At 58.0% G+C, this 13,518-nt stretch carries 11 protein-coding genes; 6 read left to right on the plus strand and 5 right to left on the minus strand.

Translation table 11 applies throughout. The annotated features are described in order from the left end of the window. Nucleotides 1-163: 163 nt before the first annotated feature. Entirely contained in the window at nt 164-1,519 is a 1,356-nt protein-coding gene (locus VL130_RS14710) for a mannanase (protein WP_325363830.1), read from the plus strand. A gap of 69 nt (nt 1,520-1,588) precedes the next feature. Here the strand turns inward: VL130_RS14710 and VL130_RS14715 are convergent, their stop codons facing one another. Beyond that, nucleotides 1,589-2,443: a pirin family protein gene (locus tag VL130_RS14715; RefSeq protein WP_325363832.1), complete on the minus strand. Its 855-nt coding sequence runs from the start codon at nt 2,441-2,443 to the stop codon at nt 1,589-1,591. A gap of 91 nt (nt 2,444-2,534) precedes the next feature. Between VL130_RS14715 and VL130_RS14720 the strand changes: the two genes are divergently transcribed. Continuing rightward, nucleotides 2,535-3,440 carry a LysR family transcriptional regulator gene (locus VL130_RS14720; protein WP_325363834.1) on the plus strand — a complete coding sequence of 302 codons (906 nt, stop codon included), beginning with the start codon at nt 2,535-2,537 and terminating at the stop codon, nt 3,438-3,440. An 82-nt stretch (nt 3,441-3,522) separates the two neighbouring features. After that, on the plus strand, nt 3,523-3,978 hold the full coding sequence (locus VL130_RS14725; RefSeq protein WP_325363836.1) for a PEGA domain-containing protein: 456 nt from the start codon (nt 3,523-3,525) through the stop codon (nt 3,976-3,978). Between the two features lie 16 nt (nt 3,979-3,994). Here the strand turns inward: VL130_RS14725 and VL130_RS14730 are convergent, their stop codons facing one another. After that, nucleotides 3,995-4,672: a hypothetical protein gene (locus VL130_RS14730; protein WP_325363838.1), complete on the minus strand. Its 678-nt coding sequence runs from the start codon at nt 4,670-4,672 to the stop codon at nt 3,995-3,997. A gap of 43 nt (nt 4,673-4,715) precedes the next feature. Between VL130_RS14730 and VL130_RS14735 the strand changes: the two genes are divergently transcribed. Further along, on the plus strand, nt 4,716-4,985 hold the full coding sequence (locus tag VL130_RS14735; RefSeq protein WP_325363840.1) for a sulfurtransferase TusA family protein: 270 nt from the start codon (nt 4,716-4,718) through the stop codon (nt 4,983-4,985). A 98-nt stretch (nt 4,986-5,083) separates the two neighbouring features. After that, complete coding sequence (locus tag VL130_RS14740) at nt 5,084-6,412, plus strand: diguanylate cyclase domain-containing protein (RefSeq protein ID WP_325363842.1); 1,329 nt, start codon at nt 5,084-5,086, stop codon at nt 6,410-6,412. On the opposite strand, the gene mfd is transcribed toward VL130_RS14740, so the two are convergent. Continuing rightward, entirely contained in the window at nt 6,409-9,897 is a 3,489-nt protein-coding gene (gene mfd, locus VL130_RS14745; RefSeq protein WP_325363844.1) for a transcription-repair coupling factor, read from the minus strand. The two genes, VL130_RS14740 and mfd, sit on opposite strands and share 4 nt — an antisense overlap. A gap of 7 nt (nt 9,898-9,904) precedes the next feature. Further along, nucleotides 9,905-10,186: a succinate dehydrogenase assembly factor 2 gene (locus VL130_RS14750; protein WP_325363846.1), complete on the minus strand. Its 282-nt coding sequence runs from the start codon at nt 10,184-10,186 to the stop codon at nt 9,905-9,907. A gap of 64 nt (nt 10,187-10,250) precedes the next feature. Here VL130_RS14750 and recG point away from each other — a divergent pair, with 64 nt between their 5' ends. Next, nucleotides 10,251-12,317 carry an ATP-dependent DNA helicase RecG gene (gene recG, locus VL130_RS14755; protein ID WP_325363848.1) on the plus strand — a complete coding sequence of 689 codons (2,067 nt, stop codon included), beginning with the start codon at nt 10,251-10,253 and terminating at the stop codon, nt 12,315-12,317. Here recG and VL130_RS14760 read toward each other — a convergent pair. Next, nucleotides 12,314-13,438 carry a DUF3089 domain-containing protein gene (locus VL130_RS14760; protein ID WP_325363850.1) on the minus strand — a complete coding sequence of 375 codons (1,125 nt, stop codon included), beginning with the start codon at nt 13,436-13,438 and terminating at the stop codon, nt 12,314-12,316. The two genes, recG and VL130_RS14760, sit on opposite strands and share 4 nt — an antisense overlap. Nucleotides 13,439-13,518: the final 80 nt, after the last annotated feature.

Below are 13,518 nucleotides of genomic sequence, written 5' to 3' on the forward strand. Positions count from 1 at the left end.
TTCGATACCGGTAGGCCACAGCCCTACCGGTATGGCTAGTGGGGCTTACCTTGCTTCACTGCACATTATCCACAAATTACTTATTTCAAATTTCTTTAATCTGAGTTATGCCTGCCTCATAGCTGTTCTGAAACAGCAGACACACAGCAGGAAGGACCCGCGCATGTCACAGGTTTCACGTCGTACCCTTATGGGCACAGGTATGGGGGCGCTCGGACTGGCTCTGGCCGGTTGCGCGGTCGCCAAGGGGGATGCAAAAGCGTCTTCGTCGGATTTCGTCACGGTTGACGGCATACATTTCAAGCTCAAGGGCGAAACCTATCGCTATGTCGGCGCCAATATCTGGTACGGCGCCTATCTTGGCTCGGCGGCAAGCTTTGGTGACCGTACGCGCCTGATCAAGGAACTGGACGACCTCAAGGCGCTCGGCGTCATGAATCTGCGCGTGCTCGCCTCTTCCGAACTGTCGCCGCTGATCAATTCGCTCGACCCGGCCTTCTCCAACAAGCCCGGCGATTACAACGCCGACCTGCTGACCGGTCTGGATTTCCTGCTGGCGGAACTGGACAAACGCGACATGAAGGCCGTCCTGTACCTGACCAATTTCTGGGAATGGTCGGGCGGCATGGTCACCTATCAATATTGGACCAATGGCGGCCAATACATCAATATGAATGACCCGGCGCACCCCTGGCCCGAATTCGCCGACTTCTCCGCGCAATTCTATGCCAGCGGCGCCGCCAAACAGGCTTATTACGACTATATAAAAATGCTGCTTGGCCGCACCAATTCGATCAGTGGCAAGGCCTACAGGGACGAAACGGCCATCATGGCCTGGCAGCTATCAAACGAGCCACGCCCCGGCGGCAGCGACGCCGCTATCAAGAAAAACACCGATGACTATTATGGCTGGATCAAGGACAGCGCCGCGCTCATCCGCTCGCTGGCGCCCAACCATCTGGTTTCACTCGGCCATGAAGGCCTTCAGGGCGCCAATGGCCAGGAAGAGATCGTCATCAAGGCGCATGAGCATATCGATTACCTGACGGCGCATATCTGGCCGCAAAACTGGAGCTGGGTCGATAAGGACGACCTCCCCGGCAGTTTCGACGCCGGCGCTGCCAAGGTCCAGGCCTATATCGACGCCCATATCGCCATCGCTCAAAAGATCAACAAGCCGCTGGTGTTCGAGGAATTCGGCTTTCCGCGCGACGATATCGCTTATGAGCCCGGCACGCCGACCACATACAAGGATAAGTTCTACGGCCTGATCTACAAGGCGGTGGAAGACGCCATCGCGCACAATACGCCCGTCGCTGGTTCCAATTTCTGGGCTTGGGGCGGAGCCGGGCGCGCCCTGCATAAGGATTATCACATGCTGCGTGGCGAAACCGCCTATGTCGGCGACCCGCCCCACGAACCGCAAGGCTGGTACAGCGTCTTCAATACCGATACCTCGACTCAAAGCCTGATCAGGACGCACGCCACCGACCTTCTCAACATCAAGAGCGCGTCATAAACTGCTGTAAGAAATAAAAAAATGACCGCGCCACGTCTATAAAGGAGAACGTGGCGCGGCCAAGGTTTATCAGAAGAGGCCGTTCTGATAATCTGTGAATGCCTGTTTGATGTCCTGCTGCGACGTCATGACAAAGGGGCCGTGGCGCACGATTGGCTCCCTCAGCGGCCGGGCCGACAGCACCAGCAGACGCGCCCCCGCCTGTCCTGCGGTTAGGGTAAGAACGTTCCCGCTATCGAGGATGCCCGCCTGTCCGCAACTGATCAGGGTCTGCGCCACTGCCGCGCCGCCTTCGTAAACATAGATAAAGCCGTCATGGCTCTGATCCATCGGCAGGGTCACTTCGCCTTCCGGCTTAAGGATGACTTCGGCGACAAAGGGACATGTGCTTTCCGGTGACACAGGCCCCAGCAGGCCGTGATAGCGCCCGGCGATCACACGCACTTCCGCCTTCGGGAAGATGACGGCTGGAATGTCCGCGGCCTCTATGGCGCGATAAACCGGCATCTGCATTTTCTCGGCGGCCGGCAGGTTCAGCCAGAACTGGAAGGTCCGAACCTCACCCTCGGCCAGTTCCGGTGTTTCCGAATGCACCAGACCGCGCCCGCTGGTCAGCCATTGTACTCCGCCCGCGCCGACCGTGCCCTCACGCCCGGCATTGTCGCTGTAATGCAGGCAGCCTTTGGTGATGTAGGTGATGCTTTCAAAGCCACGATGCGTCTGGCCGGGAAAGCCACCATCAATTCCATCGGCGGTGCTGGCGGTCAGTTCGTCAAAGGCCAGGAACGGATCAAGATCGTGCAGGCCTTCGCCGCCAATCACGCGTTTGAGCCTTATATTCATGCCGGCGCGTACCGGAATAGCCCTGACAACGCGGGCGATTCGTCGCGCGCGATGCTGCTGGGGCTGTGTCGTCATGAACATGGGTGGTTCCGCTTCAGTCTTGCTGACAGCCCTATAGTCGGTTAGGAGTGTTGCCGGAAGTCGCACTTCAAACATCATGGTGTTGCATATTATGGAACAGTCAAAACTCGACTTCGACGATCTCAACGCCTTTTTCGTCGTGGCGGAAACCGGCAGTTTCGCGCGGGCGGCCGAACGGCTGGAATTATCCAAATCCCTTATTTCAAGGCGCGTGGCCCGCCTGGAAGCCACGCTGTCAACGCACCTGCTGCAAAGAACAGCGCGCGGCACCCACCTCACCGAAGCCGGCGCGCTCTATTATGAACAGGCCCGTGAGGCCATGTCGCAGCTTGAATTCGCCGGTGAAAACCTGATTGAATCGACCGCCGACCTTTCCGGCCCCATACGGTTTACCGGGCCAGTGTTTTTCGGCCGGGAATATCTCGAACCGGTGCTGGCAGAGTTCGTTAAACACTACCCCAATATCGAACTTGACGTCGATTTCAGCGACGAAAAGCTGGATCTGCACAGTGAAGGGCTGGATATCGCCGTCCGTGTCGGCAAACTGACCGATTCCAGCCTCACGGTTCGCCGCCTGTGCCAATCCGGCCGGGTGGTGGTGGCCAGCCCGGCCTATCTGGCGCAAATGCCGCCGATCCACACGCCGCAGGACCTCGATAAGCACGTTATCCTGCACTATAACGGCACCCATACTCAGGATCTCTGGCTTTACCGCCACAATGGCAGATCGCACTCGCTCAAGGTCAGGCCGCACCTGCGTTCCAACAGCGCCAGTATGCTTATGTCGGCCGTTAAGGCGGGAGTCGGGGTTATGGTCATGCCGGTCTATGTCACGGGCGCGGCCATCCAGTCGGGCGAGGTCGAGGTGGTATTGGGCGACTACGACTGGGGCCTGACCGAAATAAGCCTGATCCTGCCGCATGGAAAAAACACGACACGCCGGGTACGCAGCCTGGTCGATTTTCTATTGTTGAAATTTCATAATAAATTCAGTTGAGCGAAGAGGCTTGACAGGTGGTTCCAGCCTTGCAACGCTGTCGGCGCGGCAATATTTGTCGCCATAAATTGGGGGGAATCTCATGCTTTTTTCAAGCCCTTTACGGGTGAAAACGATTCTGCGCGGCGCTATCCTGCTGGCGTTCGGCCTGTCTGTCACCGGTTGTGCCACCATTACGCGCGGCACGCACGATGTCTTCGTCGTCGAAACCGACCCGATCGGCGCCAACGTCACCACCACGAACGGCTTTACCTGCACGGCCACGCCATGCAGCCTCAAGATGTCGCGGAAATCAGAGTTCGACGTCACCATCAGCAAACCCGGTTACAAGACCTGGACTGGCCACGTCACTAACAAGGTAGCCGGCGGCGGCGGTGCGGCCATGGCCGGCAATGTGCTCGTCGGCGGCATCATCGGCGCTGTGGTCGATGGCAATAATGGTTCGATGCTCGACCTCGTGCCCAATCCGCTGGTCGTCAAACTGGAAGCAGGCGAAGATGCGCCAGCTTCGGGCAGCGTGGCAGGTATCGGAAACTAAAGAACGCCGCCTCCGGTCAACGAGCCGGAGGCGGTTTTACCGAAGCGCCCGGCGGTTGAGGTTGTTCGATCTTGCCGCCCTCACCCGAAGCCGAAGCCCCGCCAATCGCCGGCACCACGGCGACCTGATAACCCGGCGGTGTACGGAACCATTTCGGGTCCTGACGCTCCATCGATAAATCAAGCACTTCGAATAATGGATCGCGGCTGCCCTTCTTTGTCATTTGCAAAATGATATTTTCGGCGCTCGCGCAGATCATGCCGGATTGATTCAGGTAATTGGAAAATTCGATCAGGCGGCACGACCGACCGCCGACCAACGACGCACCGACCACCTTGAGTGTCGCCTGCCGTACCAGAACCGCCAGATCGAGCGGCAGGGGGATGACCCCATCGGCGCGATCGAGCGGAAAAACCAGGGCGATGCGGTTCTGTCCGGTCGCCGTCAGGCTGATCAGTACACCCTTTTCACGGTCAGCGATATAGGATTGCAAAACACCGCCCGCTGTCAGATCGACGCGCGTTTTTGCGCCGGACTGACGAATCTCGACAGGCGTCGTAAAGCCGGCCACCCTGACCTTGGCGTAGAGATCAGCGTGCGGTACGCCGGTCACCTGCGCCTGAACGGCAGGCGGCAGCATCAGCATGAAGCTGGTCACTAAGGCGGCAAACCAATGCCAGGCGGTTCTTGTCATATTCCGACTCCCAACTGGCTGCGAGTTATGGCAAGATTCGGCGATGAAACCTATCCTCAGCCCGGCTGGTCTTCCGGTAAAAGACGGCTTTGTCGTGATCGACGCCCGCGGTCATCGCTGTCCGGTGCCGACTCTCAAGCTGCGCCGGCAAATGGAGCAGGCCGATAACCAGATCGGCGTTATTCTGTGGGCAAATGATCCAATGGCGCAGATTGATGTGCCGCATTTCTGCAATCAAAACAATTACGTGCTACTTTCAACGGAAGCAGTGGATGAAGACTGGGTTTTCACGATTGCCCGCGCAGGGCGGTAGCCGGATGTGTTACAATAATGTTTACTGTTGCTCTTTAAGAATCGCGTACCCGAATGACAACCGACCGCTTGCAAACCCGCTCGACAGGAGCTGATACCTTGACCTTTCAGGCGCGTTTGCTGTTGTTGAGTCGTGATGACGACTGGTTGCGGGGCATGGGCGATGAACTGGATCGTCTCGGTTTGCGCACGATCAGCGCCACAGAGACGGAGGCAGCCTGCGCGGCCCTCGGCGACCTGTCCATCGAGTCGGTCATTGTAAATGAAGCCGGTAATGACGCCTGGCCAGATGCCGTAAATCAATTGCGCGCCGCCGCCTGGCCGCGACGTATCGCGGTCATCATGATGCGTAACGATGACCAGCACCGCGTTCCCGAAGGCTGGGATATGGTTTTCACGCGTGACGCCCATCCGCAGCAGATCGTGGTCAGTGTCGAACATCTGGTGCGCGCCTGCGTCGCTGAAGAAGAATACGACACGCGCCGCGAGACCTTTAACGTTGACCTGCAAGCGCTTGATGTTATTCTGGAAAACCAGGAACCGCTTGCCGTGCTTTCGATCGGGCAGCCGGAACCGGAATATCTCGCCCTCACCCACAGCCTGCGCGAACAGGGCGTCGAGGTGACCGCGGCGCTGTCGTCCTATAGCGCCTTTGATTACCTGCATGACAAGACCTTCGATGCCGTACTCCTGTGGGGCGGTGCGCAGCCGGCTGAATCGCTTGCCATCGCCGCCGGTATGCGCCGCAATACGCGGCTCTATCATACGCCGGTCCTGTTGCGGCTGAACAAGCTGGTGGAAATCGACGTCGGTGACGCCTTCATGCGCGGCGTCAACGATATCGCCAATCCAAAAGCCCGCATCGCCGAAGTAACGGATCGTCTGGTGCGTTTGGCCCGCACGCATCGTCGTCAACTTACGATCCGTAAAACGCTCGAATCGATGCGCCATAGTGCGCAGATGGACAAAGGAACGGGACTTTTCGCCCGTGATCTGTTCGCTTCGCATCTGGCCCGCCTGGCGAAAGCCGCTGGCGAGCGCAACCGTAGTCTCAGCATTTGCGTATTGAAGATCGCCGAAACGCCGGAAGTCACCCGCGCCCGGTCGCGCGGAATGCTCGATAAGGCCGTGCCGCAGATCGGTTCCATGGTGGCGCGTCTAGTGCGCGCGGAAGATACCCCCGGCCGGCTTTCCAATGATGTCTTCGCCATCGCCCTGCCCGCCACCTCAGCCATCGCCGCCCGCAATGTCGGCGAACGAATCTCCGCGGTCGTGAGTTGTACAGCCTTCGATTCCGGCCAGGGCAAACCGCCCTACGTCGTGGAATTCATCGTCGGCGCAGCGGAAATACAGGCCGGCGAACCAGCGGCGGCGGCCTTGATGCGCGCCGCGGCCGCTGTTGGCAAGCCTGACCGCGAAGCCGTTTAGGCCTCGTTGGCGAGTCGTGCCAGTTCCTTCATGATCCGCTCGGCCGCTGCCAGGCGTTCAACAGCGTCGGGCCATTCGCCTTTCACCATCAGCTTTTGATCCGGACGCAGTTTCCAGTCGTTGGGCCGGGAGTGAATATGGTTGATCAGGCCCATTGGATTATTGAAGCTGTCATTGCGGAAGGTGACAACCGCGCCCTTCGGGCCGATATCCAGTTTCGATACATTAGATTCGCGGCACAAGCCCTTGATTCCAACAACTTTCAGCAGTTGTTCGGCTTCCTGTGGAATCGGTCCGAAGCGATCAATCAATTCGGATGCCAGAGCCTCACGGTCGGCCAGTTTTTCTGCTTCCGATACCCGGCGATAGAGTGACAGGCGAATGTTGAGATCCGGAATATAGCTTTCAGGGATCATTACCGCGGCGCCGGCATTGATCTGCGGCGACCAGCTACGCGCGTCGGTCAGACTGTCCGAACTGCGCTGCCGCAACTCAGCCACGGCGTCTTCCAGCATCTGCTGATAAAGCTCAACACCTATCTCACGAATATGACCCGATTGCTCATGGCCGAGCAGATTGCCGCCGCCGCGAATATCGAGATCATGACTGGCAAGTTGAAAGCCTGCGCCAAGATTATCAAGTGATTGCAGTACCTTGAGACGCTTTTCTGAAGCGATGCTCAAGGTCTTGTGCTGGGGCGTCGTCAGGTAGGCATAGGCGCGCGTTTTCGAGCGCCCCACACGCCCGCGTATCTGATAAAGCTGCGCCAGGCCGAACATATCGGCGCGATGAACAATCAGTGTATTGGCGGTCGGCACGTCCAGTCCGGATTCCACGATGGTCGTGGACAGCAGCACGTCATATTGCCCCTCATAAAAGGCGGTCATGACGTCTTCCAGTGCGGTCGGCGCCAGTTGACCATGGCCGATGACGAATTTGATTTCCGGCACCTGGGTACGCATGAAATCGGCCACGTCTGGCAGGTCGCTTAAGCGCGGCACCACATAATAGGCCTGGCCGCCGCGGTATTTCTCACGCAGCAAGGCTTCACGCAGCGCGACCGGATCGTAGGGCAGGACATAGGTACGCACGGCGATGCGATCAACCGGCGGGGTGGCGATGATCGACATATCGCGGATGCCGGACAGCGCCATTTGCAGGGTGCGCGGGATCGGTGTGGCGGAAAGCGCCAGCATATGAACATCAGCCCGGAAGGTCTTCAGCTTTTCTTTGTGCTTGACGCCGAAGTGCTGCTCTTCATCAACAATTACAATGCCCAAATCACTGAACTTCACCTGGTCCGACAGAAGTGCGTGGGTGCCGATCACCACCTCGATCTCGCCTTTTTTCAAGGCTTCGCGCGTCTCATCAGCTTCCTTTTTGGTCACCAGGCGCGATAATTGACGCACCCGGATCGGCCAGCCCTGGAAGCGCAGGGTGAAGGTTTTGAAGTGTTGCCGCGCCAGCAGGGTCGTCGGGCAGATAATCGCTACCTGCTGGCCGGACATGGCGACAACGAAGGCCGCGCGCAACGCCACCTCGGTCTTGCCAAAGCCGACATCACCGCAGATGAGGCGGTCCATCGGTTGTCCCTTACCGAGATCTTCCAGCACATCGGCGATGGCATTGAGCTGGTCGTCGGTTTCTTCATAGGGGAATTGGGCGCAGAACTCATCATAAAGACCGGCGGGCGGATCGATGGTCTGGCCCTGCTTCATGGCGCGGGCGGCGGCAAGCTGAATCAGGCCATCAGCCATCTCGCGCAGGCGTTCTTTGGCTTTCGCTTTGCGCGCCTGCCAACTGGCTGAACCCAGCCGATCGAGTTGCGCACTGTCACTGTCGGCGCCATAGCGGGTCAGCAGGTCGATATTCTCGACTGGCAGGTACAGCTTGGCGTCATTGGCGTATTGCAGGTCGAGGCAATCGTGCGGCGCCCCGGCGACATCCAGGGTCTTGAGGCCATCATAACGGCCGATGCCATGCTCGATATGAACCACCAGATCGCCGGGCGAAAGGGCAGACGCTTCAGCCAAAAAGTTATTTGCTCTCCGTCGCTTGCGTGGACGGGCTAATCTATCACCTAAAATATCGGTCTCGGAAATAACCGCCAGTGTTTCGGTCTCGAAGCCATGATCAAGTGGCAAGACGACACGCTGGATCGGCTTTACCTTGGTGCCAGCAATGCCAAAGCTCTGGGCATCGGCCCAGTCCGTCGCCAACCGTGGCGCAGTCAAACCATGATCCGCCAGCATAATGGCCAGGCGATCAGATGAGCCGTCGGTCCAGGAAGCGAACAGCACGCGCTTGCCCTGTTTTGCCAAGGCCTTGGCGTGGTCGGTGACCGCCGTGAAGAGATTGGTCGAATCGAGCAGGCGCGCCTCGGAAAAATTACGCCCCAGCCGTCCGCCCAGATCTATGACGTCGGCACCCTCGCGCTGAAAAGGTTCGAACCGGCGAACCCGCTGCCCCGCCAAGGCAGCTTTCCAGTGCGCTTCATCAAGATATAGCTGAACCGGCGGCAAGGCCCGGTAGGCCGAGCCGCCCTTCTCTTTTGTGGCTTCGGCGCGCAGCTCGTAAGCGTCCTGCACGGTCGCCGCGCGTTCGGCAAACGCGTTTTCCGCCAGCGCATCGAGCATCAGCAGGGTTTTGGGCGGCAGGTAATCGAAAACGCTGTCTAACCCATCGTAAAATAGCGGCAGCAGGTGCTCTATGCCTTGCCGGCGGATACCCGATGACAAGGCGGCATACAGCGGATCGTCTCCCGCCGCGCCGAAAGCCGCGAGATAATGCTGACGAAACCGGCTGACGCTGGCCTCATCCATTCGAACTTCGGCCACGGCCGTAAAGTCCAGACTGGTGATCTGTTTCAGCGAGCGCTGGGTTTCCGTATCGAAGCTGCGAATCGATTCCAGCGTATCGCCGAAGAAATCGAGCCGGACGGGTTCCTCATGGCTCGGCGAAAAAACATCGAGCAAGCCACCGCGCACGGCGAATTCGCCCTTTTCCGATACGGTCGAGACGCGGGAATAGCCGTGTTTGAGGAAATAGGTTTCAAGCTCAGCTATATCGACGCTCTGGCCGGGCCTGAGCGACAAACGTCCTTCCTTAATGACGCTGAGCGGCGGCACCTTCTGCATCATGGCGGAGGCGGTCGTCAGCAACAGAACGGGCGCGGCAGATGGCTTGATCCGGTATTCCGCCAGTCGTGACAGGGCGTACATGCGCTGGGCGACAATGCCCGGCGTCGGGCTCATGCGATCGTAAGGCAGGCAGTCCCAGGCCGGAAAGCTCAGAATCTCAAGCTTCGGCGCGAAGAATTTCAGCGCCTCGATCACAGCGTTCATCCGCGCGAAGTCCCGCGCCACGAAAATACTTAAAGGCTCTCCCCGCGCCAGATCGGCGGTGATCAGGCTGTCAAATCCTTCCGGCGCGCCACTTAAAACGAACGGAGCTTCAGAGCGTGAAATTTGAGACAAATCGGCCATGCAGATTTTAAATCTTTGTATAAGCTGTCTTGTAGTAGATATTGAGTTTGCTCATTATTATCGATTGGAACTCAGTCGGAGTCGGATCGCGTTCGATGATCCAGCCATAGAGATCCTGATCCGGCACTTCGAGCAGAATTTCAAAGATATCCAGTTCCGCATCACTCATTTCCGGCAGCATATCATCGGCGAAATTGCCAAGGATGATATCCGCTTCCTTGAAGCCACGCCGCCACGCCCGAAAGGACAGCTTTCGAAGACGCGCTTCCTTCATTTCGGTTTCTGTCACAGCTAAGGCTCCTCAAACGAAAACTGGCCCTTCTCATAAAGCATTTTTGGTGCTTGATAAGCCCATGCGATCAGAAATTTTGTTTCCCTACTATGCGCCGGTCACCAGCCTGAAAGGCGTCGGCCCGAAACTCGCCCCTACCTTGAGCGCGCACGTCGGCACGCATATTCGCGATCTCGCTTTTTTCCTGCCGTCAGGCATCATAAAAAGACCATTGGTAACGCTGCGCGAGGCACGGATCGGCGAGGTCCAAACCGTGAAGGTGCGCATCGCCGGCTATCCGCCTTCCGCGCCGAAAGCACCGCAACGAATCGATGTCTTTGATGACACCGGTCGTCTGCAACTGATCTATTTCCACCGCATCCGCAGCTTCGAGGCGCAACATCCGGTCGGCGCCGAACGCCTGATCAGTGGCAAGATCGAAAAGTTCGGGCAGACTCTCCAGATGTCTCATCCGGACTATATCGTAGACGAGGCCCGCGCCGAGGAAATCCCGGCCTGCGAACCGGTCTATCCGGCTACGCTTGATCTGTCGTCGCGCATGATCCGCAAGTTCGTCCAAACGGCCCTGAGCACCCTCCCCGACCTGCCAGAATGGCAGGATAAAGCTTTAATAGACAAGTATGTATGGCCAACTTTTAATCAGGCGCTCAAGGACACGCACAGCCTGCAAAGCGAACTTGATCTGTCAGCGGACTCCAAAATTCGGCAGCGTCTGGCCTATGATGAGGCTCTGGCGCATCAACTGGCTCTCAAGAGCCGGAAGCAGCATCGCCAGAGTACGCCGGCGCGTGTGGTCGATTTTCACAGTCTATCGGATCGCGTCCTTGCCGGCCTGCCTTTCAAACTGACGGGCGCGCAAGTTCGCGCTTTGCAGGATGTCCGCACCGATCTGCGTTCTGGTCATCGCATGAACCGCCTGGTTCAGGGCGATGTGGGTGCCGGCAAGACGATGGTCGCGCTCCTGGCCATGATCGATCTCGCTGAAGGCGGCTTTCAGAGCGTCATGATGGCGCCGACCGAAATTCTGGCGCGCCAGCATTATGAAAAAAACCTGCCTATTCTGAATACTATCGGCATTAACTCACTCATCATGACGGGCCGCGATAAAGGCAGGGTGCGTGATGAAAAACGCGCGGCCGTTGCCCGTGGTGAAGCCCTGATCGTCTTCGGCACCCACGCGGTCTTTCAGGAAGGCGTTGATTTCCAATCCCTGCAACTGGCCGTTATCGACGAACAACACCGCTTCGGAGTCGGTCAGCGGCAAAAGCTGTTTTCCAAGGGCGATGCCGTCCATTACCTCTCCATGTCGGCCACACCAATCCCACGAACCCTGGCGCTGACGCAATATGGTGAGGCCGATCTCAGCATCCTTGATGAGAAGCCGGCCGGCCGGCAACTGATCCATACGGCTGTCCTGCCCCGCCAGCGCCTGCCCGATGTGATCGCCCGCTTGCGAACGGCCATCGATTCCGGCTCGCAGGCCTATTGGATATGTCCGCTGGTCGAGGATACCGCCGAATCGGACCTGATCGCCGTCGAACTGCGCCATCGGGAACTGGCCGAGGCCCTGGATATGGAAATCGGTCTCGTTCATGGGCGTATGCCGTCCGAAGAGAAAGATAGCGTCATCAGCCGCTTTGCCGCCGGTGACATCCGCATCCTGTGCGCCACCACGGTGGTCGAGGTCGGCATCGATGTCCCCACGGCGTCGATCATCATTATCGAACAGGCGGAGCGCTTCGGGCTGGCGCAACTGCACCAACTGCGCGGCCGGGTGGGTCGCGGTAGCGACAAGAGCGCCTGTATCCTGCTCTACGATACCCCCTTGTCGAAAAATGCCCAGGCCCGGCTGGAACTGCTGCGCGATACCGAGGATGGCTTCAAGATCGCTGAAATGGATTGGAAATTGCGCGGCGAAGGCGACATTCTCGGCGCCAAGCAATCCGGCTTTCCCGATTATCGTTTTGTCGATCCGGTCGCGCACACCGGCCTGATCGCCATGGCGGCCCGCGATGCAGTCTATATCCTGCAACATATGGACTCGCTGCCTGAACCCCGCCGTAACGCCATCGAAGTGCTTCGGCAGTTGTTCGACTGGCGCAGTGATGTGGCCGACAAGCAGGATTAAACCGCCGGTGGCGTCGCTTCGTATAGCTGCCAGCGCGTTTGAATATCTGCCTGAAGATCACCGTAGAACAGATTGTAGGAATTGACCTTTCTTTGGTCCTCCCATGTCCCGTCATCCTTGAAAGCCGGCGATTTCGGCTTGTCGACAAACAGCAACCCACCGAGACAATGCGCCGAAACCTTGCGGACGCTGAGAGCTGGTTCGGTGCCCCATTCCAGGCCGGTCGCATTGGTGGCGCCCAAAGAATGTCTGGTGTCCACTTCATCATTGGACGCAATACCGCTCAGCGGATTGACGCACACGCCCTTTTGCGATCCCATTGGCTGCATGATCTCGCCCTGCCAATAGACGGCCTTTTGCAGGACTTGCAAGGCGACATCTGGCCGGCCCGAATTTATGCTGACATAGCTGACAACGCAGCCGAACTGCTTTCGGGACAGACAAACCGGCGTTGGACTCGCCGCGCCAAATTGACTTTCCGGCACCAGGGTTTCGAGAAAATAGGCGGCGACCAGTTGAGACTTTAGGTTCGGATCGTTCGCCACCACATCACGGATCAAGCGTGACGCCAATACGCCGCCCTGCTCAAGCCCGACGATGACGAAACCCCGGCCGCCCTGACGCACCTTGAGAAATTCTGCAAAGGCGGCATTCACGTCACGATAGGCGAATTGTCGGGCTTCGCGTGAATCTTCCTTCAGGGTCAACTGGGTAAACAGGCTGCCCTGACGGTATTTCGGCGCATAGACATTGCCCATGATGGCAAAAGGACCGGCGTAGTTCGGCAATTGAATACGCTGGATTTCCGCACTTATGGCGTTGCTCGTCGTCGATCCCAACCACTGATCGCCGCCATTATAACTGGTGCCGTGCACGAAAAAGACATCGACCTTGCGTGGATCGGCATAATAACGGGCCAGCCCCGGATTGAGATACCAGCCATCGGCCCGGGTGTAATCAGGCGGTGGCGGCGGATGATATATCTGGAAGGGGATCTTGGGGTCGAGATAATTGCGATGAATGTCGTTCTGCAAATAGAAGAAGGCCAGCGCCAAAAAGCCGCCGACGAATACGCCAATCAACAGGCTAAGCCTGCGCTTTTGTAAAATCTGTTTCCACATTTCCCTAAGAACTTAAGAGGATACGCTAATAAAACAAAGGCCGCAGTCGCCCGGCAGGTTCACTTTTTGTGACCCCAAAT

It is taken from the genome of Asticcacaulis sp. (genome assembly GCF_035497195.1).
Taxonomy (GTDB): domain Bacteria; phylum Pseudomonadota; class Alphaproteobacteria; order Caulobacterales; family Caulobacteraceae; genus Asticcacaulis.

Bases quoted from the DNA above. Each gene is read 5' to 3' on its own strand.
- VL130_RS14710 (WP_325363830.1), top strand. From the start codon at position 164: ATGTCACAGGTTTCACGTCGTACCCTTATGGGCACAGGTATGGGGGCG.
- VL130_RS14715 (WP_325363832.1), bottom strand. From the start codon at position 2,443: ATGTTCATGACGACACAGCCCCAGCAGCATCGCGCGCGACGAATCGCC.
- VL130_RS14720 (WP_325363834.1), top strand. From the start codon at position 2,535: ATGGAACAGTCAAAACTCGACTTCGACGATCTCAACGCCTTTTTCGTC.
- VL130_RS14725 (WP_325363836.1), top strand. From the start codon at position 3,523: ATGCTTTTTTCAAGCCCTTTACGGGTGAAAACGATTCTGCGCGGCGCT.
- VL130_RS14730 (WP_325363838.1), bottom strand. From the start codon at position 4,672: ATGACAAGAACCGCCTGGCATTGGTTTGCCGCCTTAGTGACCAGCTTC.
- VL130_RS14735 (WP_325363840.1), top strand. From the start codon at position 4,716: ATGAAACCTATCCTCAGCCCGGCTGGTCTTCCGGTAAAAGACGGCTTT.
- mfd (WP_325363844.1), bottom strand. From the start codon at position 9,897: ATGGCCGATTTGTCTCAAATTTCACGCTCTGAAGCTCCGTTCGTTTTA.
- recG (WP_325363848.1), top strand. From the start codon at position 10,251: ATGCGATCAGAAATTTTGTTTCCCTACTATGCGCCGGTCACCAGCCTG.
- VL130_RS14760 (WP_325363850.1), bottom strand. From the start codon at position 13,438: ATGTGGAAACAGATTTTACAAAAGCGCAGGCTTAGCCTGTTGATTGGC.